Here is a 24,768-nt window from a genome sequence, read left to right as displayed (position 1 = left end):
AAACTATTGGAAACATCCATTAAAATTGAAGATAAAAAAGAATTCATTCAGTGGTTTTTAGGTCATTATCAGTTAAAAAAGAGAGAAAGTGTTTGGATCCTTAATTATTTAATGAATCATGAAGAGATTTTAGAACATGTTCATTTTGTCCTTGAAGCAAGGTTTTGTCCAAGAGCCATGATTATATCGACACATTGTTCGAAAGATGTAGCTTTTCGTTTTTATAAAAAGCATATTGTAACAACAGACGCTGATAAATCATTTCATGATATAAGACTCCATTGTCAAGAACCGATATATATTCAACTGAATTTTAAAGGTTCTAAGCAAAGTGTTCCCTTTATGAAAGTGTTAGAAGATAATCCGTTCATTCCTGATGACTATTTTTTATCTAAGCAGGATAAAAAGGTAGTAGATCAATGGTTGGATTATTCCATCTATTATTTTAAAAAAGAAAAGCTAACGAAACAAATAAACAAGGCTTTAGATGATCGCGATCAAGCGGCATTTAAGGTTTATGCTGTTAAGTTAGAAAAACTAGAACAACAATATGCAGAGTCTCCGCTTCTAAATGATTAAAATTAGGTTAGAAGCAAAACCTAAATACTGAAAAGACGAATTTTATCTAATGGTAGATGAAATTCGTCTTTTATTATGTTAAATTTAATATAATGTGTTAGGAGGGAAACGTATGAAATGGGAAAAAGAAGCTGTTAAGGTTTATGAAGAAGCGAAAGAATATGTCGATACATTGTGTGTTCCATTATCACCAATTAGTCTTAAAAATGCAGAAATAGCAAGTCGATTAGCTAATCAAAATAAATCGATACATATTTTAGCAAATGAATTAGAAAGACAATATATGGGGAGAATATTTTTAAGCCCTGGTTATATATATTCGCAATCCAGCAACTTCGAGGAAGAAGTTTCCAAGCTAAATCAATGGGTCAAAGCTATCTATCAAAAAGAATTTCCACATATTTTTTATCTTACATATGATGTAAAATGGAAGAAGGTCGAATCCTATTTAGACGGAACCCTGATTTGGATACCAGCCTCTAAGATAGAGGATTATCAATCAAGACAAGCTAAAGAAGAAATTCAAAATCAAATGCATCAAATTAGTGAATTAATCCGAACTTTTTGGTAACTTGTCGATATAACCACTTATTTTGTAGTAGATTTTATTGACCATAGCAAAAGTTTACGCTATCATAGTAATGTCCTAGTATGATAAGAGATGATAAAACCATGAAGTCGGAGTCTAAGTAGAGGGGGGTAAATCATGTCAGAAAAAAAGCAGCAAGTGTCTCGTCGCCAGTTTTTGAATTATACGTTAACAGGTGTTGGGGGATTTATGGCAGCTGGAATGCTAGCACCAATGGTACGGTTTGCAATAGACCCAGTACTACAAGCATCTGCTATTGGTGATATGAAAGCTGTGGTTGAAGTTTCTGAGATCACAACAGAACCACAGCGTTTTGATTGGACGATTGAACAAGTAGATGCTTGGTATACATCAGAAGTTACAAAAAGTGCATGGGTTTATAAAGATGATAATGACAACATTGTCGCACTTTCACCTGTTTGTAAGCACTTAGGTTGTCAGGTGAACTGGGCTGGGGATGATGCGCATCCTGATCAATTCTATTGTCCTTGTCATGATGGCCGTTATTATAAAGACGGTATGAATGTGCCAGATACACCACCGAACGCTGGGTTGGATATTTACGAACATGAAGTGAGAGATGGAACATTATTTCTAGGCAATGCGATGCCAAGAGAGGAGGTTTGATGAATGCTTCAAAAGATTTATGACTGGATAGATGAGCGTGTAGATATTACACCACTTTGGCGAGATGTAGCAGATCATGAAGTGCCAGAGCATGTGAATCCTGCACACCATTTTTCTGCGTTTGTGTATTGTTTCGGAGGACTAACATTCTTTGTAACGGTTATACAAATATTATCGGGAATGTTTTTAACCATGTATTATGTACCGGATATTGAAAATGCATGGCGTTCTGTTTATTATTTGCAATCAGAAGTTGCACATGGACAAATTGTTAGAGGGATGCACCACTGGGGAGCCAGTGTTGTCATTGTAATGCTATTTTTACATACGTTACGTGTTTTCTTCCAAGGTGCTTATAAGAAACCTCGTGAGTTAAACTGGATCGTTGGTGTGCTTATATTCTTTGTCATGCTTGCACTTGGTTTAACTGGCTATTTATTACCTTGGGATAATAAAGCATATTTCGCAACAGTCGTTACACTTGAGATTGTGGAAGGGATACCTTTTATTGGTGAAATGGCAAAAACCCTGTTAAATGGGGACCCATCTATTGTAGGGGCTCAAACATTAGCTCGTTTCTTTGCAATTCATGTTTTCTTCTTACCTGCAGCATTATTTGTTTTAATGGGTGCTCACTTTATTATGATTAGAAAACAAGGTATCTCTGGACCGCTATAAAATAAAGTAATAAAGGAGGGATAGCTGTGAAAAGAGGAAAAGGGATGAAGTTTGTCGGTGATTCACGTATACCTGCTGACAAACAGAAATTTATACCTAAAGATTATTCAGAATATCCTGGCAGAACAGAGCCGTTTTGGCCAAACTTCTTATTAAAAGAGTGGCTAGTTGGAGCGGTATTCTTGGTTGGTTTTTTATGCCTTACCATTGCGCATCCGGCACCATTAGAGAAAATGGCTGATCCGACTGATACAGCATACTTACCGCTTCCAGACTGGTATTTCTTATTTTTATATCAATTATTGAAATACAAATTTGCAAGTGGACCATTCTTTGTTTTAGGGGCTATCGTTATCCCTGGTCTAGCTTTTGGTGGTTTGTTACTTGCACCATTCTTAGACAGAGGAAAAGACCGTAGACCACACAAACGCCCTATATCCACATCCTTAATGATTTTAGGGTTTATTGCTACTTTCTGGCTGACATATGAAGCGGCATCTCACGTTGATTATGAAGCAAAAGCGGAAAACAACAAACCAGTGTTACCGGAAGAATCGCAAGTGGATATCGATACATCAGACCCTGGTTACGCAGCTTATGAAAATAGCTGCTTGCAATGTCACGGCGGCGAATTGGAAGGAGGAGCCGCTGCACCGACATTGATCGGCATTGATTATACGGTTGACGAGATTAAAGATATTGCAGTCAATGGTATTGAAGGGGATCCTGGTATGCCAGCAGATCAATTCGAAGGAACAGAAGAAGAGTTACAGCAATTAGCTGAATTTATCGTATCCGTAAATGAAGAAGCAGCAGAATAATTTGTCTCCCCTCGCTCATATGGGCGAGGGGTTTCTCATATTGATAAAAGGTAGGGGAGCCTATTGCTAAGAACATATTTATTTCACGCTCATACATTGAAGCTTTTATTTTTTATCAACCTAATAGGTACTATATACGGATATTATTGGTACATGTCACAATTACAGAATACACCTTTTATTTTTATTCCATTTGTTCCTGATAGTCCTACCGCGAGCTTATTTTTTACCATTTTTTTATTTTTTTACTTAAGAGGTAATAACATACCATTAATTGAAGCTTTAGCTGCAGTTACGTTAATAAAATACGGAATTTGGGCTGTCGTCATGAATCTGCTGACTTTAATAATTAGTGGCCAATTATCTCCTGCAGGCTATATGTTAATGATCTCGCATGGGGCAATGGCACTTCAAGCTTGTTTGTATAGTCCGTTATATAGATTCAAATGGTATCACTTAGCAATAGCAGCGGTATGGACATTACATAATGAAATCATTGACTATGTATATGACATGATGCCTGTTTATGGTTCGTTAACATCCTACTCGGATCACATAGGTTATTTTACCTTCTGGTTAAGCATAGCAAGTATTGCGATCGTCTATTTTTTAACCCTTTATCACGGTGAACAATCGTCCGTAAAACCCCACTTCAAGACTAAGAATAATGAAAAAAGTACAAGTGGGGGATAAAGGATGCTAGCACCCTAATAAGTTTCGCTAACCATCAGTGTGGTAAAGCGCCCCCCACTGATGGGATTATCACTTTATAAAAAATTGATATGACCAAAGTACTATATGCATATCTCGTCTGCTCTGTTCATACATTATTTAAAAGATGAATGGAGGAAGGGATTTTTTGTGAGAGGTATATTTATTATTCTGTTATTTTCTATTTTTATTATATATGGTTTGGCTGGTAAGGAAGTGGCCTATGCGGAAAATACAAATACTGATTTATATCAATTTGAAAAATTAGTGCAAGAGAAAAAATATGATACTGCACAACAGTATCTGCTTCAACGAGAACAAAGTATTCTATCATCTGTAGAAGAACGAGCACCGGAACAAATTTCCAATATGGAAAAGTATCTAGATAAAAATTATCAGACTTTACATGAAAATGGCAGTTCTCAAGTTAAAAAAATGAAGCATGCGCAACAATTAGTCGTATATTATGATGCAGTGATGAATGAACAAGCGCCTATGTTTCATGCATGGCTGGAAGAGCTCAAATATAACTTAGAAACGAAGCTTGGCAGTAATCAATTATCTGAAGAAGATAGAATGGAGATACATTATCAATGGGAGGTTATTGCTCCTGTCCTGAAAAGTTATGTATCAGAAGCAGCCTATAAGGAAATGAAAGAAAATATCATTCATTTAAACGATGACAAACTACCTTTAGCATATGAACAGATTAGTGATGTTCATGTTTCGACAGTTCAGTCGGCTGATAGTGAGAACTATTTTGTTTGGCTTATGTCCATAGTAGGATTGTTTATCATTTTTTCATTATCTTATGTTTCTTGGGTAAGATATAAAGCGGAATCATCCACTAAACATACAAATTGACAAATCAGAGATTTTTGACTAAAATTGACCATATAGAGAAGATGATGGAGGAATGTAAATGTTTGGTTATCTTGTATATTTAGCATTGTTAATTTTGATACCACTCTGGGCACAATCCAAAGTGAAAAATACGCATAAAAAATATTCACAAGTTATGAATTCAAATATGGTCACAGGAGCACAAGTAGCAAGGAAAATATTAGATGATAATGGCTTATTTGATGTTAGAATCGAAGAAACAAAAGGGATGCTTTCAGACCATTATGATCCAAAAAGTAAAGTTGTAAGACTATCCAGTGATAATTATCATGGTTATTCTGCAGCAGCAGCAGCGATTGCTGCACATGAAGTTGGCCATGCTATTCAGGATGCACAAGCTTATGCATTTTTGCGATTTAGACATGCTTTAGTTCCAGTAGCAGGTCTTGGAGATAAAATGTCGTTTATTTTCATTATTGCTGGATTTTTATTAGGACAAATGAATTTAGTATTAGTCGGTGTAATATTCATGTCATTCGCTGTACTATTTCAATTGATCACATTACCTGTTGAATTTGATGCATCTAATCGGGCGATGGCTCAGCTAGTTTCCTCTGGTATTATAAAAAACAATGAGGAAAAACAAACGAAAAAAGTGCTGAATGCTGCTGCACTAACTTATGTAGCTGCTGCATTAGTCGCATTAGCAGAGCTCATCCGTTTTGCATCCATGTTCTTGCTAGCAAATGATGATTAATATAATTATAATGTGAAGACAGGTGTTTAATTCAGCATCTGTCTTTTTACTTTATTTGAGGGGGACTAGCGATGTATAATAAAGAAGATATGAAAGATATGCAAAAAAGGGTAGATGAATACATATCACAATTTAAAGAAGGGTATTTTTCACCATTAAGTATGTTAGCTAGGTTTACAGAAGAGATTGGTGAATTAGCTAGAGAAGTGAATCATGCTTATGGGGAAAAGCCTAAAAAGAATACAGAAGATGATAATACAATCGAAAATGAACTTGGTGATTTATTATTTGTCATGATATGTTTTGCTAATTCACAGAATATTAGTTTAAGTGAAGCTTTTGAGAAGACGATGAGTAAAATTGAGACAAGAGACAAAGACCGTTGGACAAGAAAACAGCAAGAGGAGGAGTAAGTATGGAGAAAATAAAAGTAATAGTAGCAGGACCAAGAGGTAAAATGGGCAGTGAAGCCTTACGAATGATTGAAAAACAATCAGATTTAGACTTGGTTGCTTGTTTAGATCACAAATATGAAGGAATGAAAATTAGCGAATTTGATGAACTTCCACCCTTCGATGTGACAATTTATAATGATATTGTGGAATGTTTAGAGACCGTTGAAGCAGATGTGTTAGTTGACTTAACAACCCCTGAAGTTGGTTATTTACATACAAAAACAGCTATTCAATATGGAGTTAGACCTGTTGTAGGTACTACTGGCTTTACTGATGAGCAATTACAAGAATTAACGGATTTATCTGAAGAAAAAGGAATAGGTACCATTATTGCACCAAACTTTGCATTAGGCGCTGTATTAATGATGCAATTTGCAAAATGGGCGGCTAAATATTTTCCAGATGTGGAGATTATTGAAAAGCATCATGATAATAAGCTCGATGCACCTTCAGGTACTGCCGTTAAGACAGCATCACTTATAAAAGAAGTGAGAGAATCGAAGAAACAAGGCCATCCAGATGAAAAAGAAACTTTAGATGGTGCTCGAGGTGCTGATGTAGATGGAATGAAAATCCACAGTATGAGATTGCCAGGTTTAGTAGCTCATCAAGAAGTCGTATTTGGTTCAGCAGGTGAAAACTTAACGATTAAACATGATTCATTTCACAGAGAATCTTTTATGACTGGTGTGAAATTAGCAATAGATCAGGCAGTGAAACTAGATATCTTAGTATACGGACTAGAAAATATCATGGAGTAGGTGAAATTATGAATATAGCGTTAGTCGCACATGATAAAAAGAAACAAGATATGGTCAATTTTACGGTTGCTTATTCGAATATTTTAAAAAATCATACACTTTTTGCAACGGGAACTACCGGAAAACGAATTTCCGAAGCAACAGGATTAACATTAGAAAGATTTCAGTCAGGTCCGTTAGGCGGAGATCAACAAATAGGTGCTAAAATTGCTAACGATGAAATGGATTTAGTGATATTTTTCCGTGATCCTTTAACAGCTCAGCCACATGAACCAGATATAAGTGCACTTATTCGTTTGTGTGATGTGTATCAAATTCCGTTAGTCACTAACTTAGGTGGCGCAGAAGTGTTAATAAGAGCCCTTGATGCAGGCTTTTTTGACTGGAGAAAAATGAAGTAAGAAAATATAAATAGGCAGGTAATGTTATGTTGAAAATTGGGATCGCTTGTTATCCTTCTGTTGGAGGATCTGGGATTATTGCAACAGAGTTGGGGAAAATGTTAGCTGAAAAAGGGCACGAAATACATTTTATTACTTCGAGTGTGCCTTTTAGATTAGACAAATTTCATCCAAATATTTTCTTTCATGAAGTTGAAATGAATCATTATCCGGTATTTCAATATCCACCCTATGACCTCGCACTAGCTACCAAAATTGCGGAAGTTATCGATACAGAAAAATTAGACATTATGCATGCACATTATGCGGTTCCACATGCTATATGTGCTATTTTAGCCAAGCAGATGGCCAAACACCCTGTTAAAATTGTGACTACATTGCATGGCACTGATATAACGGTTTTAGGGATTGATTTAGTTTTAAAGAAAATGATACAGTTTGGCATTGAAGCTTCTGATGCTGTGACAGCAGTTTCTCGCAGTCTTGCTAATCAAACTTATGAAATGGTAGATGTGGAACGTAAAATTGAAGTTATTTATAATTTTATTAATGAAAAGGACTATCATCAATCTACAGATTGTCATGTGAAAGAAAAATATGGCATAAGCAATGACGAAAAGGTTCTCATTCATATTTCTAATTTTAGAAAAGTCAAAAGGGTGCAAGATGTTGTCAAAACCTTTTATGAAGTCAATAAGGAAGTACCTTCAAGATTGCTTTTGATTGGAGATGGACCAGAATATGGCCAAGTATATAATCTTGTACAACAGTTAGGAATAGATACTAATGTGCATTTTCTTGGTAAACAGAAAAATATACCAGAACTACTTTCGATTAGTGATGTGAAATTATTGCTTTCTGAAAAAGAAAGTTTTGGCCTTGTATTATTAGAAGCCATGGCTTGTGGTTTGCCATGTATTGGAGCTAATACTGGTGGAATACCTGAGGTCATTGCAAACGAGCAAAATGGTTATATCGAAGAAGTTGGGGACATAGGAGCGTTTACTAAGCGTACGATACAAATTCTGCAAAATGAATCTTTATGGAAGGAATTTTCGGACAATGCGTTGGTCTATGCTAAACAAAGATTTTCCTCAGACAAAATTCTCAATCAATATGAAAAGCTATATCACAGCGTATTAGGTGATGGAAATGACTGAAAAACTGTTTCAACCAGCACTTCAGGTGATAGAAAAAATAGAAGAGGCAGGCTTTGAAGCATATATTGTAGGTGGAGCTGTTCGGGATATGCTTTTAAATAAACCTGTACACGATGTCGATATTGCGACATCTGCCAAGCCAGAAGAAGTTATGAATATTTTTAAAAAGGTTATACCTGTCGGGGTTGAACATGGAACTGTTTTGGTCCGCTGCGAACACCAATCATATGAAGTAACCACATTTAGAACAGAAACAGGTTATAGTGACTTTCGAAGACCTGATCAAGTAGAGTTTATCGGAAATCTTGAAGGTGATTTATCGAGAAGAGATTTTACGATTAATGCAATGGCAATGAACAAACAATTACAATTGGTTGATTTTTATCAAGGGCAACACGACTTATCACAAAGTGTTATTCGAACTGTAGGGGACCCTAATCTCAGATTTCAAGAAGACCCGTTACGCATGATGCGTGCTATTCGTTTTGCTAGTCAATTAGGCTTTTACATAGAAACGCAAACACAGAAAGCCATAGATCAACATGCTTCCCTGTTACAGCATATAGCTATAGAACGTATATCGGTGGAGTGGGAAAAGACCCTTGCTGGTCAATCTTTAGGATATAGCTTAGATATGCTCTTTCGAACAGAATTATATAAGTATTTACCAATTATTCGTACAGACACAATAATTCAAGAACATTTGAGAAATCAAAGGGAATCATTACCTAACATGGCTTCCTTTATTGCTTTATACCACCTTTTCCAACCATCCATTACGATTCAAAATTGGATAAAAGCGTGGAAATTATCTAATAAGACAAAAAATGAAGCAATGATTTTAAGTGACTCTGTAAAACAATATCCGAATCAATCAACATGGACTATCTACCAAACACCCACATATCTATTGCCAGACTTTGTAAAACTATATGGTATATATATAAAGGATCAGCTTGATTTAGATCAGTTGCGAATGGAGAAAGAACGATTACCTATTCAAGATCGACAGGAGTTGGCTATCACCGGAAATGATCTACTATCATTATTTCCTGACAAACCTAAAGGGCCTTGGATAGCAAAATACTTGCAACAAGTGGAACGAGCGGTCATAGAACGACAAGTAACGAATAACAAAGTAAAAATTAGAGAGTGGTTAAAAAATGAAGCATTCTTCACGTAATCAGTTAATTGAATATTTATCCACAATGGATCAAGAGTATATTTCAGGCCCAGAATTATCCAAAATATTAAATATTTCTAGGACTGCGGTTTGGAAACACATAAATGAACTAAAGAAAGATGGATATCAGTTTGAAACAGTGCATAAAAAAGGATATAAGTTAATACAGACACCATCACACCTTAGTGAGAGTTCATTACAATGGGACTTGCACACGAAATGGTTGGGTAAGAATCTTATATATAAGGAAGAGCTAGGATCAACGCAGACTTTAGCTCACCAGTTGGCTCAAGACGATGCACCACACGGAACAGTCGTTATCACCAATAATCAAACATCTGGTCGTGGAAGGTTAAATAGAAAATGGGAATCCAATCATTCAGATGGCATTTGGATGAGTATTATTTTAAGACCTAAATTGGCTCCGTATAATGCCTCACAGATGACCTTATTTACTGCTGTTACACTTGTTGATACATTAAACACTTTGACAAATTTGAATGTTCAAATAAAATGGCCTAATGACCTTTTTATAAATGGTAAAAAATGTTGTGGTATTTTAACCGAAATGCAAGCAGAATTAGATGGAATTCAGTATATGGTTATTGGTATCGGAATGAATGTTAACCAAGACGCTCATAGTTTTTCTGAAGAATTATTGCATCAGGCAACTTCCATTCGGATGGAAACAGGTGAACAGTGGGATAGAAAGCAGTTAATTACAGCTATTTTAGATAACTTTGAAAAAGCTTATAAAACATATATGGATAATGGTTTTTCTCAAATTAAACAAAAATGGACCAAAAATGCATATAAATTAAATGAAAAGGTTCATATCACCATGTCCAATCAGTCTTTTGATGCTACGATAAAAGGTATAACAGAAGACGGAGCGTTATTGGTTTTTAGTGATGAGGAAGAGCTTGTTAGGGTATATAGTGCAGAAATTAATTGGTAAGGGGAAATATTTATGTTAAATACCGTTAAGTTAAAGCAAATGAAAAAACAAGGTGAAAAAATAGCGATGTTAACAGCATATGACTATCCAAGTGCTAAATTAGCTGAAAAAGCAAAGGTAGATATGATACTAGTAGGAGACTCATTAGGAAACGTTGTATTAGGGTATGATTCTACTATTGAAGTTACCGTTGATGATATGATTCATCATGCAAAAGCTGTTACTCGGGGAGCAAAAGAAACATTTGTTGTAGTAGATATGCCGTTTATGTCTTATCATATTTCATTAGAAGATGCGATGAAAACGGCGCAACTTATGATACAACAAACAAATGCTCAATCAATCAAAGTAGAAGGAGCATCAGATATTACACTTGAGCTTGTGAAGCGCTTAACGGATGCTGGAGTTCCGGTTGTAGGCCATTTAGGCTTAACACCCCAATCTGTGCACGTTCTAGGTGGTTATCGTATTCAAGGAAAAGATAAAGAAACTGCTATGAAACTTATTGAAGATGCCTATAAGTTGGAAAAAAGTGGTGCGGTTAGTGTTGTATTAGAGTGTGTCCCAGATAAGTTAGCAGAATATATAACTAATAAATTAGACATATCTACCATTGGTATAGGTGCTGGTAAAGGCTGTGATGGACAAGTATTAGTTTATCACGATATTTTACAATATGGAGTTAATTTCACACCGTCGTTTGTGAAATCCTATAGTGATTTAAACAATCTTGTTTCTAATGCATTAGTAGAATATACAAACGAAGTGAAATCTGGCTCTTTTCCAGAAGCATCACATAGTTTTTCTTTGGAGGAATCTGTTGCAAAAGAGTTGAAATTGGAGGAGTAATATAGATGCAAATAGTAAGGAATATAACAGATATGGAAGGGATTGCATCTGAACTAAAGAAATCAGGTAAAACAATTGGATTTGTTCCGACTATGGGGTATTTACATGAAGGTCATACCAGTCTAATCGATCAATGTAAAAAAGAAGCAGATTATGTTGTTGTGAGTATATTCGTTAATCCACTACAATTTGGCCCGAATGAAGACTTTGATCGATATCCAAGAGATGAACAACACGACACGGCTGTAGCACAAGAACATGGTGTTGATTACTTATTTCTCCCTGATGTGCATGATATGTACCCCCAAAAAACAAATATAGAATTAACAGTGAAACGAAGAACAGATGTACTATGCGGGAAAAATAGACCTGGTCATTTTGATGGTGTAGCTACTGTTCTTGTTAAATTGTTTCATATTACGCGTGCAGATTATGCTTATTTTGGACTAAAGGATGCCCAACAAGTTGCCGTTGTACAAGGTATGGTGGATGATTTTAATTTTCCATTATCCATTATCCCAGTGCCTACTGTGCGAGAGAGCAGTGGTTTAGCGAAAAGTAGTCGTAATGTGTACTTATCAAAGAGCGAAAGGAACCAAGCAGCTCATATTTTTAAAGCGCTCCAACAAGCGCAACATTTTATTATTGACGGAAATAAAAATCCTGTTATGATAATAGAGGAAGTTACTAAATTTATTAAACAAAACACAGATGGTAGCATTGAATATGTAGAATTATTATCATACCCGGAATTAGAGCGTGTTGATGAAATTAATCAACAAATAATTATTGCTGTTGCTGTTCATTTTGAAGGTGCAAGGCTTATTGATAATATAATATTAGATAAAAATGGAAATATACCTGAAGCTTATTTTTAGGGGGAAATCATATGTTACGTACTATGATGAAGTCTAAAATTCATCGTGCAAGAGTAACAGAAGCAAATTTAAATTATGTAGGAAGTATTACGATTGATGAAGCTATTTTAGAAAAGGTAGGCATTCTTCCACATGAAAAAGTTCAAATTGTAAATAATAATAATGGCGCGAGGTTGGAAACATATGTTATTCCCGGCAAGAGAAATAGCAAAGTTTTTTGTCTTAATGGTGCTGCAGCTCGATTGGTTCAACCAGAAGATGTTATTATCGTTGTTTCTTATGCAATGGTATCAGATGAAGAACTGGTAAATTTTAAACCAAAAGTAGCCATTATGGATGAAGATAATAACGTAAAGCAAATTTTAGAACAAGAACCACCATTATCAACTTATTAATTCGACACTCTTATCAATCTGTTGATAAGAGTTTTCTTTATATAGTAAGCCTCATATATAACAGGGGGTGAAAAAGTGGACAAGTATGTCATTATAGATATAGAAACGACAGGTCATGCTCCGAAAAAAGGGGATCGAATTATCGAAATAGGGCTTGTAGTCATCCAAAACCACCAGATTACGAAACAATATAGCAGGTTAGTTAATCCTGAGCAGCGTATTCCTGAATTTATATCTCAATTAACATCCATTCAAAATAAAGATGTAGAGAATGAACCAACATTAAAAGAGTTAACGAACGAGTTTTTACCTATTTTACAAGACGCAGTCATTGTAGCGCATAATATTACCTTCGATTTAAATTTTTTAAATGAAGAATTAGAGCGCATTGGAAAAGATAAAATAAATCCACCAGTTATTGACACTGTTGAATTAGCTAGAATTTTCTTCCCAAAAGCTCCTAGCTATAAATTAAGTGACATTGCTGACTATCTCATGCTTAGTCACGAAGATCCTCATCGTGCTATTGCTGATGCACTTGTTACGGCAGATTTATTTTTATTAATATTAAAAAAATGGCAAAGTTTATCAAAAGAAGTAATAGAAACATTAATGCCACTTTCTGAGCATTTAAAATCGGACTTTTCTCAATTAATACCATTATTAAAAATAAAAGAGAAAAGAAATGACTTACAGTATCATCGTGGTATTATGATTAAAAAACTGGACGAGACAGAAAAACATTTTCACTCATCGATGTTACATATGCCATTTCAAGATTATATCGAACAATTTTATCAATCAAATGGTTACCTTTCCCAAATGTTCCGCACTTATGAACGAAGAAAAGCGCAACAAGCTATTAGTGAAAAGATTTATGACCATTTTCGTTTACATAAACATGCGATGATAGAAGCAGAAACAGGTATAGGTAAAACTATTGCCTATTTAATTCCTGTAATATATGAGGTGATAGGATCACAGCGTCCAATTGTCATTAGCACAGCTAGTACAAATTTACAAGAACAGCTATTATTTAATGATATTAAGAAATTGAACCGTTTTTTTAGTAAACCGATAACCGCTACGATTGTAAAGGGGAAAAATCATTACTTAAGCTTAGCTAAATTTGAACAATATCTTAAAGATGAGACACAATCTGGCTATCACCATACACTACTAAAAGCAATGATTTTAGTCTGGTTAACGGAAACGAATACTGGGGACCTAGATGAGATTCAATTACCATTAAAGGATCAGCAAATGATGCAGCAACTTGTTGTGGATCAAGAATATACAGCCCCAACTTGGGTTGAATATTGTTTTTATCAACGAATGAAGAAAAAAGCTAGTCAATCCCAAATTATTGTGACCAATCACGCATTATTATGTATGGATATGATAAATGAAAACAAAGTACTCCCTTCTTACAGTAAGTTAATTATAGATGAAGCGCATCATTTGGAGTCTGTCGCAACTAATTTTTTAGGCAGGTCGATTAGTTACTTTCAATGCACTGCTTTTTTACAACGATTAGAAAAGTTATTTTTATTTTTACAAAGCGAAAAAGAATTAGATGAACCTATGCTAGAGAATGGTCACAAAAAGTTAGCAGATATGAAATTTGAGTTGGATCAGATGTTTCGTCAATTATTTCATTATGTTCGACGTGATTCTGTTCAAAATCGGTCATTAAATGATATTGGCAGGCTTCAGAAAGTTTGGGACAGCCAACAAAACGATGCACAAATTATTACAATTAAAGATATGACAAGACGAGTAATCTTAATTCTTGATCAACTAATTTTGAGCATTTCTAAGGTCTTAGAAATTAATAAGAATAAATTTTTGCAAAATCAACTTGAGGGAGTTTATGTTGAAATAAGACAATTATCGTTAGATTTAAGGTCATTACTGCTTCAATCAGACCCTCAAGCCATTACATGGCTAGAAATTGATCAATATGGTGCAGAGAATGCTGTTTATCTATACCATGAACCTTTTTCGGTAAACGAACAATTAAAAAAATACTTATTTGATACTAAAGAAAGTGTCATATTAATGAGTGCTACCTTAACGATGAACAATTCATTTCAGTATATAATAAAACAATTAGGGATTGAAACAGATGAGATAGAATGTTATAAGATGGATAACCATTTCCCATATGAACAAAATGTAAAATTAATGATTCCTAATGATTTACCTAAAATTTCCTACCCTAATAATGATTGGTTTATATATGCCATTTGTGAAAGCATTTTGTCTTTAGCATTTCAATTAAAAGGGAAAATTCTCGTACTATTTACTTCATATGAAATGCTTAGAAATTGCTATTATATTCTAAAAGAACAAGAAGAATTATCCGAATATTTAGTGATAGGTCAAGGGGTAACATCAGGCAGCAGGAATAGGTTGATTAAACATTTTCAGTCTTTCGAAAAGTCTATCTTATTAGGAACAAATGCTTATTGGGAAGGTATTGATATACCTGGAGAAGATCTTTCTTGTTTAGTTATTGTTAAATTACCGTTTCAATCACCCAATAATCCACTTTTCCAAAAAAAGAGTGATTTTCTCAAAGCAAAAGGTAGGAATCCGTTTATGGAATTATCCCTTCCGAAAGCTGTACTACAATTTAAACAAGGTTTTGGCAGGCTAATTAGAAAGCAAAGCGATAGAGGGGTTGTTTTTGTATTTGATGACAGATTGATGACGAAAAAATATGGAGATTACTTTTTACAGTCCATTCCAAGTATTCCAATTCAGTATGCACCCATGCAGGAATTGTTAAAAGAAGTAGAAGATTGGCTCTGATAATGTACCTATTTTGAGTTAAGCTACTATATAGGAGATGAAATCAGCATAAAGGTTGGGTTTTACATGAGAGCTAAAGTATGGTTTGGTTTACTATGTGTATGGATTTGTTATATTTTCAGTATAACCCCAGTATATACAAGTGTTACCCCTTCGATGAACACAGGTGAGGTAGATGTTGTATTTTTCAACGTCCCACATGGAGAAGCGACATTGCTTACGAATAGTAAGGGTGAGCATATCTTAATTAATACGGCCTCCCGTAAAAGTCAAAAAAATTTAGCGCATCAAATGAAAGAATTAGGTGTGTCACACATAGATATGCTTATATTAACCAATCATTCAGAGGAATATAGTGGAAATGTTCACTATTTTATGAAATATTATGGTGTAGAAGAAATATTGTTACCTAACCATGCTTCTATCGATACACCACATGATGTGACAGTAACCAACTGGACACTTGAAAAAAACATTACTGTATGGGAAAATTTAACCATTGAACCAATTGATCAAAGTCAAGAAGGGGATATTTCCTTTTTACTAACATACGGAGATGAAACCATTCTATTTTTAAACAACAAAAACACTTCGGTTGAAAAGAAATTATTGTCGATTGATTTACAAGTAGACATTCTTAAGATAGCTGGTTTTGGCAATGGATTTTCTCCCACTCAACATTTCCTTGAACATATAGATCCATATATGAGTATCATTTTCCATAGCCAAAAGGATCCGATAAATGAAGAACTTGTCGAAAGATTAAATGCAACATGGATTGATGTGTACTTTCTTAAACAAACAGGTACCGTCTTTGTGAGAATTACCGAGAAGGATTATGAAATTTTATCATAATCCTTCCATTTAATTTAGGATTTTTTCAAGATTGACCAGTTTATAGTTGAAAATTCCCGCTATTTACATCAAAATAAATAAGGAAGGTTATCCATCTAAAAGTTGGAGGTGTTGAATTGAGTCAATCTAACATTACTACATTATCAACTGTACAAATAAACTACAGTGATGATCTATATAAAATAGTGGATAATCTAAATCGAACCTTGAAAGAGGATGATTTAATGTTCGGATTAACGTTAAATGAGGATAATCATGAAAAAGCAATTTTTACTATTTATAGAACATAAAACCCGCATATGGCTGATAAGCATATTATTATTGCTATCCATCATTATGATTTTTTTCGGAGTGAAAATTTACAAAGATATTATGCACACAAAAACCAGTTATTTTGATCAAGTGAAGAGCTATGTTTTACAAGAAACAGATGTTGTTCAAATACATAATATAGAACGCTATCATGGGGGTACTTTATACTATGTGTTAAAAGCAGAAACACAGGAAGAAGAAGTGCTAGTTTTCGTTCACGAGGATGAAAATCAAGGGTGGGTATATCAAACTTATGAGTCAGATGCCTATTTTACGGAAAAGGAAATACTTAACGATTGGAAAGAAAAATGCTCATCATGCCAATTATTAGGAGCAACCGTTGGTATTATGAATGATTATCCACTATTAGAAATTAAATACTTAAACAGCTCAGAACGACTTGTATATGAACATGTTTTGCTAGAGGATAAGTCTAGCTATCGATTAACATTAAAACCATCATATGACGAGAAAGGTGATTAATATAATGGAATTAGCAAATAGAGTTCAAACATTAACTCCATCTTCAACTTTAGCTATAACAGCAAAAGCGAAAGCATTAAAACAAGAAGGTCATGATGTTATTGGTCTTGGAGCAGGAGAACCGGACTTTAATACACCAGAACATATTTTAGAAGCTGCAGCTAAAGCAATGTATGCTGGATTTACGAAGTATACGCCATCTGGCGGTACTGTTGAATTAAAAGATGCTATCTCAAATAAAATGAAAAAAGACCATGGTTTAGAATATGGTCCAGAACAAGTGATTGTTACATCAGGAGCTAAACATGCTTTATTTACCTTATTTCAAGTTTTATTAAATAAAGGGGATGAAGTCATCATACCTGCTCCATATTGGGTTAGTTATCCAGAACAAGTTAAATTGGCGGAAGGGAAACCGGTCGTTGTAAAAGCAAAGGAAGAAAATGAATTTAAATTAACGCCTGAGCAGCTTGAAGAAGCTATTACAGATAAAACAAAAGCCGTCATTATTAATTCACCTAGTAACCCAACTGGTGTTATGTATGACAAAGAGGAGTTAGAAGCTTTAGGAAAGATTTGTTTAAAACATAATATTTTCATTGTTTCCGATGAAATTTACGAAAAATTGACATATACTTCTACTGAACATATTTCCATAGCAGAAATTTCTAATGATTTAAAAGAAAGCACTATTATTGTTAACGGGGTTTCTAAGTCACATTCTATGACTGGTTGGAGAATTGGATATGCTGTTGGGAATCAACAAATTATAAAAGCAATGACAAATTTAGCGTCCCATTCGACATCCAATCCTACTTCTATTGCACAAGTTGCGGCAGAAGCAGCTTACACACAATCTCAAGAAAAAGTAACCGAAATGAAAGAGGCTTTCAGTGAAAGACTGGAAAAGCTATATGAATGGTTATTAGATATACCTGGAGTAGAATGTGTTAAACCTAAAGGAGCTTTTTATTTATTCCCCAATGTAAGTAAAGCAGTTGAAATGAACGGTTTCGATAGTGTTGATGAATGGGTTACCGCACTATTAGAAGAAGAGAAAGTAGCTTTAGTACCAGGTACGGGATTTGGAGCTCCTGAAAACGTTCGATTATCGTATGCTATATCATTGGATCAGCTTGAAGAAGCAGCAAAGCGTATTAAGCGATTTGTTGAAAAACATCAATAGTGATTCCGAAAATATGGTACGAATAAGAGCACTTTTGTTTAGTTTATTCGGCTTTATATGCGATATTAGATAATCCTTTGCTTTGTTTTTGCAAAGGATTATCCTTTTTTTGTTTAAAAGAAAGCCTAATTGGATTAAAGGGATTTTTTATACTAAAATAGAGATGGAATAGAGGTGCGTTTATATTATGGAATTTAACATACAACAAATGTTACACCAGCAGCTATCCATTCCTTCTATTTTAATGGAGAGATATACGGATATCAATCTGAATGAGAAACAATTAGCGCTCATTTTACAGATTCATGCTTCTCAAAGTAAAGGGAATGATTTTCCGACCCCTGAGGAGTTGGCTGAGCATGTGACAATGGATAAAGAAGAATGTACACAGATATTAAGACAATTAATTCAACAAGGTTATTTGTCTATTGAAGAAGATCAAAATAACGAGCGAATACAGGAAGCATACTCATTAGAACCATTATGGGTCAAACTTTTTGAAGAAGATAACGAAGTGGAGGAATTTACTGAAGATAAAGAAATAGGGGAGATTTTTCAGAGGTTTGAAAGGGAATTTGGAAGACCTTTATCTCCTTTTGAAATAGAGCTAATAAACAATTGGATTGATGAAGAAAACCATGAGATTTCCTTGATATATGCCGCTTTACGTGAAGCGGTATTAATGAGTAAACTTAATTTAAAATATATTGACCGAATATTAATAGAATGGAAAAAGAAGGGGATTCATTCTGCCGTTGAAGCAAAGCAAACAAGTAAATCTTTTCATCGTTCCAAAACGAAAAGTGAAGTAAAGCAAAACAATCCATACGATAAATCATTATATTATAATTGGTTAGAGGAGTAAGGGGGGATGTAGATGTTAACTAAAAAACAAATCGATACAGTGATGGAAGAGATGGAAAAAATGTTTCCGCGTGCAGAGTGTGAATTAAATCATGATAATCCGTTTGAGCTTTTAGTCGCTGTTGTATTATCTGCCCAATGTACAGACAATCTTGTTAATAAGGTGACAAAAGATTTATTTCAAAAATATAAAGCTCCAGAAGACTATATTAATGTACCGCTGGAAGAATTACAACAAGACATTCGTTCTATTGGATTATATCGAAATAAATCAAAAAATATTCGTAAAATGTGTCAGACGTTAATTGAAGAATATGATGGGCAAGTTCCTGTTACAAAACAGGAATTAGAAAAATTAGCAGGAGTAGGGCGTAAAACAGCTAATGTTGTAGCATCTGTAGCATTTCATGAACCTGCTATTGCTGTTGACACACATGTTGAAAGAGTATCAAAAAGATTAGGGATTTGTCGCTGGAAGGATAGTGTATTAGAGGTTGAGAAAACTTTAATGCATAAAATACCAAAGGAAGAGTGGAGTAATACACATCATCGCTTTATTTTTTTTGGAAGATACCATTGCAAAGCAAAAGCGCCACAATGCGAAATTTGTCCCTTATTAGATATCTGCAGAGAAGGAAAAAAGAGAATAAAGAAAAGCAGCACTTTATAAGTGCTGCTTTTTTTATTACTCAACTGTATCTTCTATCTGCTGTTCTACTGGATTGTTTTCTTCCGTATCTTCTGTTTCATCGTCATCATCATTTTGCTGTTCACCATCTTGTTGTGGATCATTTTGTTGCTCTTCCTGATCGCCTTCATCCGTATTGTCACCTTCACTATTTTCTAGTCCTTCGGTTGATAATTGAATGGTTGACGATGGGCCTTGAATATCTTCATTTTTTAGAGTTGGAGTCACATGAATCGTATACGTTGTATTTGGTTGTAATTGAGTTAAATTGACTGAAGTCTTATTAGTCGTTAATTGATCTACAGTGCTTCCTGCTTCTTCGATCTCTACATTAAATTCGATAGGGCCATTCTCGCTATAACTCCAACTAACTAACGCAGATCGATTTACAGGGTCAAATGTTTGATGAAGTTGTTCTACGGCCGGTAATTCTCTTTCTTCTTCCTCTTGAATTTCTATAGTTGTTGATACGGGTTCGCTTTCTTGGTTTTCATTAATTGCAATGACTTCTATGGTATACGTTTCTCCTTTTTCAACGTTTGATATTTCTACTATTCTTTTGTCTGTTGTTGTTAAATGATTTAGCGATCCATTTGTTCCAGCAGATACATCAAATTGGATGTCTTCTTCTTCATGTTCCCATTCTACGACTATTTCTTCATTATCTTCGTTATATTCTGCCTCCAAGTTTTGAACTGGTTCCAGCTGATCAAATTTTTCAGATACTTGATCTGGTTCTGTTCCTTTAACAAATAGCTCTGTTATAATTTCAGAGTTCGGTGTGTATTCACTTGGCCTTTTAGCTGGATTGGAACCTTTCTCTACCGAAACTTCCACTACGCTGTCAGGTTGTACAAAATCATTCGTCTCCTCATCAGTAGAAATATCTTGTATGGTTTCTCTAAAGATGTCGAGAGCAGTCTTCGTATTGTTAATGATTTTTTGATCTTGATCATAACCTGTCCATACGGAAACAGTATAATTGGTTGTATATCCTGTAAACCACGAATCAGGACTGCCATCTTTTCCTTCTACATTTGTTGTCCCGGTTTTACCTACCAATGGAAGTCCATTGACATTTGCTCTAGCTCCTGTACCAGAACTGCTTACAACGGACTTAAGCATATCTGTTATCATATATGCTGTATAATCAGACATCGCTACAACAGGTTCTGATTGAAGTTCTTCTGTTCTATTATCAGGATATTCTATACGCAGAACAGAATAGGGTTCATGATACATTCCCTCATTTCCAAATGCAGCATATGCTCCTGCCATTTGGAGTGGAGTCACACCAGTAGCAGTACCGCCAATTGCATCCCCAATCGTTATCTGATCATCAGCAAATGAAATACCTAATCCTTCTGCAAATTTTTTCGCTTTAGAATATCCAACTTCTTCCAATGTTTTAACAGCAGGTACGTTTAGAGATTTTTTTAAAGCATATCTAGCTGTCATCCATCCTTGATAACTCTGGTTCCAGTTTTCAATAACCTTAGAAGTCCCTCCAATTGGGTAGGGTTTATCATCGTTCAGTTGGTGATAGGTAGACCATTGTAAGTGCTCAATTGCTGGCCCATAAGCAACGATAGGTTTCATAGTAGAACCAGGCTGGCGACCATTCCCATCAATTGCATAGTTCCATCCATCATTTTCTCGATTTCTGCCGCCACCTATAGCACGAATGGCGCCAGTTTGTGTGTCTAATACGGTAACACCTACTTGCATTTCCTCATCTGAACTATAATCAATCGGATTGTCTTCACGGTTACTTAGTAAAAATTCGACACGTTCTTGTGCATCAGGATCTAGCGTTGTGTAAACTTTTAAACTATCTTTATAAATATCTGCACCTGTTTTCTCCATTACTTCTTTACGAACCTGTTGAATAAATCCTTCATACCTAACAAAATCAGTTTTCTTCTTAACAATCAAGGAACTTACAGATATATTCTTTGCCTCTTCTGCTTGATCTTGACTAATTTTATTATGATGTACCATCAAGTCTAGTACTGTATTTTTTCTCTCGTCTGTTAATTCAGGATCCACAAAAGGATCATAAGCAGTAGGTCGTTGTGGTAACCCAGCAAGAATGGCTGCTTCAGCTAATGTTAAGTTATCCAAATCTTCCTTCCCAAAATAGACTTCAGCAGCAGTAGCAACTCCGTAGGCACCTGCTCCGTAATATATTTTGTTTACATACATCTCTAAAATTTCTTCTTTTGAATAGTTTCGATCTAATTTAAGGGCAAGCCACTGTTCTTGAACTTTTCTTTTTAAGTTTTTGTCATTAGATAAAAAAGAGCCTTTCACAACTTGTTGTGTAATAGTACTTGCTCCTTGGGAACCAAACCCATCTCTAAAATTAGCGATAACAGCTGCACCAATTCTTCTAAAGTCAATTCCTATATGATCATAAAATCGAGCGTCCTCTGTTGCAATGATAGCATTTCTTAATACTTCGGGAATGTCATTATTATCAATTTTGGTTCTTTTTTCGGCACCTAATGTTGCAAAAACTTCTTCATTAATATCTAGAATTTCGGTAGAAGCAGGATCAGATAATAATGTTGCATCTAAATCGGGAGCTGAAGCAATGTAATAACTGAAAAGGGCACCAACCCCTATTCCAATTAATAAGACTGCCAATATGAGAAGCTTTAAAATCTTTTTCCATACTGAGTTCTTTTGTTTTATATTGTTTTTTCGATGTTGTCTTCTTTCCATTCTTGTTTGGCCGTTGTTCGCCATCATGTCTTCCTCCGATCTACATATAATACTTATCAATAATGCTTAAGTAATCAACTCGAGCTTGATATTGAATCGGTATTATATAACCTTCTTCCTTAAGTGTATCGTACTTTATTGATTTTCTACCACCTAAAAATTGATTTCCCCAATGCTTAAGCAGTTGATTAGCTGGATAAAAGTATGTTTCCTGGTACATACTAAAGCGTATTAACAGAAAGCAAATAGCGCCTTGTTTCATTACTTGCTTAATATGATCGATTTGATGTTGGTGTATATTATTTAACGGAAAAGAGTTTTTATTTCTTGTTTCTTTTGCTTCAAAGTCTATATATTTTCCATTATAAACGCCATTATAATCTGTAGTTGATGGCTGTTTAAAATATGCTTCTTTAATAACAGCTGCACTTCGTTTAGGATAGTCAACCTGAACAATTTGTACAGGAGTAGGCTTCTTATGAATGACTGCTATGCTTTGCTGCATATAATATTGATTTGTTTCATTAATATCTTCCTCTAAAGTCATCCCCCGATTACTGTAAATAGTCTGCTTAGATGATACTTGCTTTCTACCATTAAACGATGATTTGGTGCCATTCGGGTATTGCAATTTCATTCCTCCTCCATAGAAATCACACACTTCTAATTTTTAGAAGCCTTGGATAGATATATCATACGTCAAGGCTTTTATTTCTTCAATAAAAATGTGAATCTTCTATGGATTAGGATAACATTCCTAACTTATACATTCGAAGTGTGCTATTTTTTTATAGGGGTAATTGAAAAACTCGGTATTGCATATACAATACCGAGTAGTTTTTCTTAAGTTGAGGGGCGATTAGGCCCGTTCAACTTCTTATCATTTTGTGTTGGAATTTCCTTGTTTTGAATTTTTTCTCTCTTTAAAGTTGCTCGTTTCTTTTTATTTACGCGCATAGGCTCCCTCCTTTTACAAATAGTTTGACTGAAATTGTAGAAAAAATACAAAAAGAAACATGTTTTTTCTAGTTTTGTCAACGTTGCAGGAGTTTTTAATAAAAAGCTGAATGTTAAAGAATAAGCATCATAAATTTGTGTTCGTTTTAGTAGAACTTTGGAAGGAGAGGGATAAGGTTGAATAAACCAGAACAGTTTGTTTCAAAAAAGACAATTCAGTTATCTTTAGATCAGTTAATAGAAAAGGTGGAGACAATAGAAAGTCTTTGGGAAGAACATCAAATACAGCAATGTTCTTCGAATTATTTGATAAATCCATCTGAATATTTAGAAGCATTTTAATTAGAATGGACTTTATTAGTATGTTTTTTCTGATAAGCATGATACATTATAGATAAAATATATTTAATCATGCTTTTATTAGAAAGGCGGGTCTAGATGTTATTAAACACATCTATTAATAAACTGACGAATTCATTAGAATATTTAAAAAAATATTATCTAGAACATGAAAAACCAGAAAACAAAAAAGATCCAGAGTTTTTCCAATTTGTCAGAGAGCAAACAGAGCCTATTTTTGAAATCATTGATCAATGGTATGAAGCGGCTATTTCATTTGTTCAAAATCGAAATGTTTATGTTCATCCACAACAAATTGAATCAACAGCAGAAAATTTAAAATTAATACTGCTTCATAGCTATTATATAGATGTTCGCAGAAAAAGATATATGGAATTATATAAATCCGTACTGTATGTTTTTGACTTACTGAAAAATGATCTTGAAGAGGTGCAATCATGAATAAGTCTGAATTAATTTTATTTGCACAAAAAGCGCGAGAAAAGGCCTATACACCGTATTCTGAATTTAAAGTTGGCGCTGCATTGCTTATGACATCAGGTAAAATTTATGAAGGGTGTAATATTGAAAATGCGGCATACCCTGTGACTATTTGTGCGGAAAGAGTGGCAATATTTAAGGCAATTGCCGCAGGAGAAACAGACTTTGATCAATTAGCAGTAGTCGCGGATACGAAAAGGCCAGTCCCTCCATGTGGATCATGCCGTCAAGTTATGAGTGAGTTTTTCTCCCCATCTTTTTCAATCCATACATGCAATTTAGAAAATGAGGTTAAAACAGTCACGATGAATGACTTGTTACCTTATTCGTTTGCAGCAAGTGATATGGATAAATAAATGAGAGAAATCCGTCTGCTTTAGGTGGTTGTCTTATA

The 24,768-nt window shown here is 34.6% G+C and carries 30 protein-coding genes; 27 read left to right on the top strand and 3 right to left on the bottom strand.

The window, feature by feature from the left end; genetic code table 11:
* The first annotated feature begins 6 nt into the window (after positions 1 to 6).
* The 24 genes from GHD00_RS08095 to nth all read left to right on the top strand — a co-directional run bounded on the left by GHD00_RS08095 (position 7) and on the right by nth (position 19,832).
* Positions 7 to 579 carry a ReoY family proteolytic degradation factor gene (locus tag GHD00_RS08095; RefSeq protein WP_163537650.1) on the top strand — a complete coding sequence of 191 codons (573 nt, stop codon included), beginning with the start codon at positions 7 to 9 and terminating at the stop codon, positions 577 to 579.
* A 112-nt stretch (positions 580 to 691) separates the two neighbouring features.
* A complete protein-coding gene (locus tag GHD00_RS08090; RefSeq protein WP_163537649.1) occupies positions 692 to 1,150 on the top strand; it encodes a DUF2487 family protein in 459 nt (152 codons plus the stop codon).
* A 135-nt stretch (positions 1,151 to 1,285) separates the two neighbouring features.
* Positions 1,286 to 1,795 (top strand): QcrA and Rieske domain-containing protein, encoded by a 510-nt coding sequence (locus tag GHD00_RS08085; protein WP_163537648.1) that lies wholly within the window; start codon positions 1,286 to 1,288, stop codon positions 1,793 to 1,795.
* Between the two features lie 3 nt (positions 1,796 to 1,798).
* Positions 1,799 to 2,473, top strand: coding sequence for a menaquinol-cytochrome c reductase cytochrome b subunit (gene qcrB / locus GHD00_RS08080; RefSeq protein WP_163537647.1), 675 nt, complete (start codon positions 1,799 to 1,801; stop codon positions 2,471 to 2,473).
* A gap of 26 nt (positions 2,474 to 2,499) precedes the next feature.
* The gene (locus tag GHD00_RS08075) at positions 2,500 to 3,294 is read left to right on the top strand and encodes a menaquinol-cytochrome c reductase cytochrome b/c subunit (protein WP_163537646.1); all 795 of its coding nucleotides are present in this window, start codon (positions 2,500 to 2,502) and stop codon (positions 3,292 to 3,294) included.
* Between the two features lie 63 nt (positions 3,295 to 3,357).
* Positions 3,358 to 3,987, top strand: coding sequence for a lipoprotein heptaprenylglyceryl N-acetyltransferase LhaT (gene lhaT / locus GHD00_RS08070; RefSeq protein ID WP_163537645.1), 630 nt, complete (start codon positions 3,358 to 3,360; stop codon positions 3,985 to 3,987).
* A 168-nt stretch (positions 3,988 to 4,155) separates the two neighbouring features.
* Positions 4,156 to 4,869 (top strand): sporulation protein YpjB, encoded by a 714-nt coding sequence (locus tag GHD00_RS08065; protein ID WP_163537644.1) that lies wholly within the window; start codon positions 4,156 to 4,158, stop codon positions 4,867 to 4,869.
* Between the two features lie 58 nt (positions 4,870 to 4,927).
* The gene (locus tag GHD00_RS08060) at positions 4,928 to 5,605 is read left to right on the top strand and encodes a zinc metallopeptidase (protein ID WP_163537643.1); all 678 of its coding nucleotides are present in this window, start codon (positions 4,928 to 4,930) and stop codon (positions 5,603 to 5,605) included.
* A gap of 71 nt (positions 5,606 to 5,676) precedes the next feature.
* Positions 5,677 to 6,018: a nucleotide pyrophosphohydrolase gene (locus GHD00_RS08055; RefSeq protein WP_163537642.1), complete on the top strand. Its 342-nt coding sequence runs from the start codon at positions 5,677 to 5,679 to the stop codon at positions 6,016 to 6,018.
* A 2-nt stretch (positions 6,019 to 6,020) separates the two neighbouring features.
* Complete coding sequence (gene dapB / locus GHD00_RS08050) at positions 6,021 to 6,821, top strand: 4-hydroxy-tetrahydrodipicolinate reductase (RefSeq protein WP_163537641.1); 801 nt, start codon at positions 6,021 to 6,023, stop codon at positions 6,819 to 6,821.
* 8 nt (positions 6,822 to 6,829) lie between these two features.
* Positions 6,830 to 7,222 carry a methylglyoxal synthase gene (gene mgsA, locus GHD00_RS08045; RefSeq protein WP_163537640.1) on the top strand — a complete coding sequence of 131 codons (393 nt, stop codon included), beginning with the start codon at positions 6,830 to 6,832 and terminating at the stop codon, positions 7,220 to 7,222.
* A gap of 26 nt (positions 7,223 to 7,248) precedes the next feature.
* The gene (gene bshA, locus GHD00_RS08040) at positions 7,249 to 8,382 is read left to right on the top strand and encodes an N-acetyl-alpha-D-glucosaminyl L-malate synthase BshA (RefSeq protein ID WP_163537639.1); all 1,134 of its coding nucleotides are present in this window, start codon (positions 7,249 to 7,251) and stop codon (positions 8,380 to 8,382) included.
* A complete protein-coding gene (locus GHD00_RS08035; protein ID WP_163537638.1) occupies positions 8,375 to 9,565 on the top strand; it encodes a CCA tRNA nucleotidyltransferase in 1,191 nt (396 codons plus the stop codon). Before bshA ends, GHD00_RS08035 begins: the two co-directional genes overlap by 8 nt.
* Positions 9,546 to 10,523, top strand: coding sequence for a biotin--[acetyl-CoA-carboxylase] ligase (locus tag GHD00_RS08030; protein ID WP_163537637.1), 978 nt, complete (start codon positions 9,546 to 9,548; stop codon positions 10,521 to 10,523). Before GHD00_RS08035 ends, GHD00_RS08030 begins: the two co-directional genes overlap by 20 nt.
* Before the next feature lie 12 nt (positions 10,524 to 10,535).
* Complete coding sequence (gene panB, locus GHD00_RS08025) at positions 10,536 to 11,372, top strand: 3-methyl-2-oxobutanoate hydroxymethyltransferase (RefSeq protein ID WP_163537636.1); 837 nt, start codon at positions 10,536 to 10,538, stop codon at positions 11,370 to 11,372.
* A gap of 5 nt (positions 11,373 to 11,377) precedes the next feature.
* Positions 11,378 to 12,250, top strand: coding sequence for a pantoate--beta-alanine ligase (panC, locus tag GHD00_RS08020; protein WP_163537635.1), 873 nt, complete (start codon positions 11,378 to 11,380; stop codon positions 12,248 to 12,250).
* Positions 12,251 to 12,261: 11 nt separating this feature from the next.
* A complete protein-coding gene (panD, locus tag GHD00_RS08015) occupies positions 12,262 to 12,645 on the top strand; it encodes an aspartate 1-decarboxylase (protein ID WP_163537634.1) in 384 nt (127 codons plus the stop codon).
* Between the two features lie 75 nt (positions 12,646 to 12,720).
* Positions 12,721 to 15,462 (top strand): ATP-dependent DNA helicase DinG, encoded by a 2,742-nt coding sequence (gene dinG, locus GHD00_RS08010; protein WP_163537633.1) that lies wholly within the window; start codon positions 12,721 to 12,723, stop codon positions 15,460 to 15,462.
* Positions 15,463 to 15,528: 66 nt separating this feature from the next.
* A complete protein-coding gene (locus GHD00_RS08005) occupies positions 15,529 to 16,317 on the top strand; it encodes a ComEC/Rec2 family competence protein (protein WP_163537632.1) in 789 nt (262 codons plus the stop codon).
* Between the two features lie 116 nt (positions 16,318 to 16,433).
* A complete protein-coding gene (locus GHD00_RS08000; RefSeq protein WP_163537631.1) occupies positions 16,434 to 16,607 on the top strand; it encodes a YpmA family protein in 174 nt (57 codons plus the stop codon).
* Positions 16,573 to 17,112 (top strand): hypothetical protein, encoded by a 540-nt coding sequence (locus GHD00_RS07995; protein WP_163537630.1) that lies wholly within the window; start codon positions 16,573 to 16,575, stop codon positions 17,110 to 17,112. Before GHD00_RS08000 ends, GHD00_RS07995 begins: the two co-directional genes overlap by 35 nt.
* Before the next feature lie 4 nt (positions 17,113 to 17,116).
* On the top strand, positions 17,117 to 18,298 hold the full coding sequence (locus GHD00_RS07990; protein ID WP_163537629.1) for a pyridoxal phosphate-dependent aminotransferase: 1,182 nt from the start codon (positions 17,117 to 17,119) through the stop codon (positions 18,296 to 18,298).
* A gap of 187 nt (positions 18,299 to 18,485) precedes the next feature.
* On the top strand, positions 18,486 to 19,163 hold the full coding sequence (locus tag GHD00_RS07985; RefSeq protein WP_163537628.1) for a DnaD domain-containing protein: 678 nt from the start codon (positions 18,486 to 18,488) through the stop codon (positions 19,161 to 19,163).
* Between the two features lie 12 nt (positions 19,164 to 19,175).
* Positions 19,176 to 19,832 carry an endonuclease III gene (gene nth / locus GHD00_RS07980; RefSeq protein ID WP_163537627.1) on the top strand — a complete coding sequence of 219 codons (657 nt, stop codon included), beginning with the start codon at positions 19,176 to 19,178 and terminating at the stop codon, positions 19,830 to 19,832.
* A gap of 15 nt (positions 19,833 to 19,847) precedes the next feature.
* Here the strand turns inward: nth and GHD00_RS07975 are convergent, their stop codons facing one another.
* From GHD00_RS07975 to GHD00_RS20905, 3 genes are all read right to left on the bottom strand, one after another.
* Entirely contained in the window at positions 19,848 to 22,601 is a 2,754-nt protein-coding gene (locus GHD00_RS07975; protein ID WP_163537626.1) for a penicillin-binding protein 1A, read from the bottom strand.
* Between the two features lie 16 nt (positions 22,602 to 22,617).
* The gene (gene recU, locus GHD00_RS07970) at positions 22,618 to 23,208 is read right to left on the bottom strand and encodes a Holliday junction resolvase RecU (protein WP_276208261.1); all 591 of its coding nucleotides are present in this window, start codon (positions 23,206 to 23,208) and stop codon (positions 22,618 to 22,620) included.
* Between the two features lie 212 nt (positions 23,209 to 23,420).
* The gene (locus GHD00_RS20905; RefSeq protein ID WP_205600729.1) at positions 23,421 to 23,534 is read right to left on the bottom strand and encodes a spore protein; all 114 of its coding nucleotides are present in this window, start codon (positions 23,532 to 23,534) and stop codon (positions 23,421 to 23,423) included.
* Positions 23,535 to 23,711: 177 nt separating this feature from the next.
* On the opposite strand from GHD00_RS20905, the gene GHD00_RS07965 reads away from it, so the two are divergent.
* The 3 genes from GHD00_RS07965 to cdd all read left to right on the top strand — a co-directional run bounded on the left by GHD00_RS07965 (position 23,712) and on the right by cdd (position 24,730).
* A complete protein-coding gene (locus GHD00_RS07965; RefSeq protein WP_163537624.1) occupies positions 23,712 to 23,876 on the top strand; it encodes a hypothetical protein in 165 nt (54 codons plus the stop codon).
* 96 nt (positions 23,877 to 23,972) lie between these two features.
* Positions 23,973 to 24,335: a DUF1798 family protein gene (locus GHD00_RS07960; RefSeq protein WP_163537623.1), complete on the top strand. Its 363-nt coding sequence runs from the start codon at positions 23,973 to 23,975 to the stop codon at positions 24,333 to 24,335.
* Positions 24,332 to 24,730 (top strand): cytidine deaminase, encoded by a 399-nt coding sequence (gene cdd / locus GHD00_RS07955; protein WP_163537622.1) that lies wholly within the window; start codon positions 24,332 to 24,334, stop codon positions 24,728 to 24,730. Before GHD00_RS07960 ends, cdd begins: the two co-directional genes overlap by 4 nt.
* Positions 24,731 to 24,768: the final 38 nt, after the last annotated feature.

The organism is Gracilibacillus sp. YIM 98692, assembly GCF_010993965.1.
In the GTDB taxonomy this organism is placed as follows: Bacteria; Bacillota; Bacilli; order Bacillales; family Amphibacillaceae; genus Gracilibacillus.
This window is presented reverse-complemented; position numbering and strand designations above follow the sequence as displayed.

Excerpts from the sequence above, each read along its gene's own strand:
- GHD00_RS08090 (WP_163537649.1), top strand. The coding sequence starts at position 692 with ATGAAATGGGAAAAAGAAGCTGTTAAGGTTTATGAAGAAGCGAAAGAA.
- GHD00_RS08085 (WP_163537648.1), top strand. The coding sequence starts at position 1,286 with ATGTCAGAAAAAAAGCAGCAAGTGTCTCGTCGCCAGTTTTTGAATTAT.
- qcrB (WP_163537647.1), top strand. The coding sequence starts at position 1,799 with ATGCTTCAAAAGATTTATGACTGGATAGATGAGCGTGTAGATATTACA.
- GHD00_RS08060 (WP_163537643.1), top strand. The coding sequence starts at position 4,928 with ATGTTTGGTTATCTTGTATATTTAGCATTGTTAATTTTGATACCACTC.
- GHD00_RS08055 (WP_163537642.1), top strand. The coding sequence starts at position 5,677 with ATGTATAATAAAGAAGATATGAAAGATATGCAAAAAAGGGTAGATGAA.
- dapB (WP_163537641.1), top strand. The coding sequence starts at position 6,021 with ATGGAGAAAATAAAAGTAATAGTAGCAGGACCAAGAGGTAAAATGGGC.
- mgsA (WP_163537640.1), top strand. The coding sequence starts at position 6,830 with ATGAATATAGCGTTAGTCGCACATGATAAAAAGAAACAAGATATGGTC.
- bshA (WP_163537639.1), top strand. The coding sequence starts at position 7,249 with ATGTTGAAAATTGGGATCGCTTGTTATCCTTCTGTTGGAGGATCTGGG.
- GHD00_RS08035 (WP_163537638.1), top strand. The coding sequence starts at position 8,375 with ATGACTGAAAAACTGTTTCAACCAGCACTTCAGGTGATAGAAAAAATA.
- GHD00_RS08030 (WP_163537637.1), top strand. The coding sequence starts at position 9,546 with ATGAAGCATTCTTCACGTAATCAGTTAATTGAATATTTATCCACAATG.
- panB (WP_163537636.1), top strand. The coding sequence starts at position 10,536 with ATGTTAAATACCGTTAAGTTAAAGCAAATGAAAAAACAAGGTGAAAAA.
- panC (WP_163537635.1), top strand. The coding sequence starts at position 11,378 with ATGCAAATAGTAAGGAATATAACAGATATGGAAGGGATTGCATCTGAA.
- panD (WP_163537634.1), top strand. The coding sequence starts at position 12,262 with ATGTTACGTACTATGATGAAGTCTAAAATTCATCGTGCAAGAGTAACA.
- GHD00_RS08005 (WP_163537632.1), top strand. The coding sequence starts at position 15,529 with ATGAGAGCTAAAGTATGGTTTGGTTTACTATGTGTATGGATTTGTTAT.
- GHD00_RS07995 (WP_163537630.1), top strand. The coding sequence starts at position 16,573 with ATGAAAAAGCAATTTTTACTATTTATAGAACATAAAACCCGCATATGG.
- GHD00_RS07990 (WP_163537629.1), top strand. The coding sequence starts at position 17,117 with ATGGAATTAGCAAATAGAGTTCAAACATTAACTCCATCTTCAACTTTA.
- GHD00_RS07985 (WP_163537628.1), top strand. The coding sequence starts at position 18,486 with ATGGAATTTAACATACAACAAATGTTACACCAGCAGCTATCCATTCCT.
- nth (WP_163537627.1), top strand. The coding sequence starts at position 19,176 with ATGTTAACTAAAAAACAAATCGATACAGTGATGGAAGAGATGGAAAAA.
- GHD00_RS07975 (WP_163537626.1), bottom strand. The coding sequence starts at position 22,601 with ATGGCGAACAACGGCCAAACAAGAATGGAAAGAAGACAACATCGAAAA.
- GHD00_RS20905 (WP_205600729.1), bottom strand. The coding sequence starts at position 23,534 with ATGCGCGTAAATAAAAAGAAACGAGCAACTTTAAAGAGAGAAAAAATT.
- GHD00_RS07960 (WP_163537623.1), top strand. The coding sequence starts at position 23,973 with ATGTTATTAAACACATCTATTAATAAACTGACGAATTCATTAGAATAT.
- cdd (WP_163537622.1), top strand. The coding sequence starts at position 24,332 with ATGAATAAGTCTGAATTAATTTTATTTGCACAAAAAGCGCGAGAAAAG.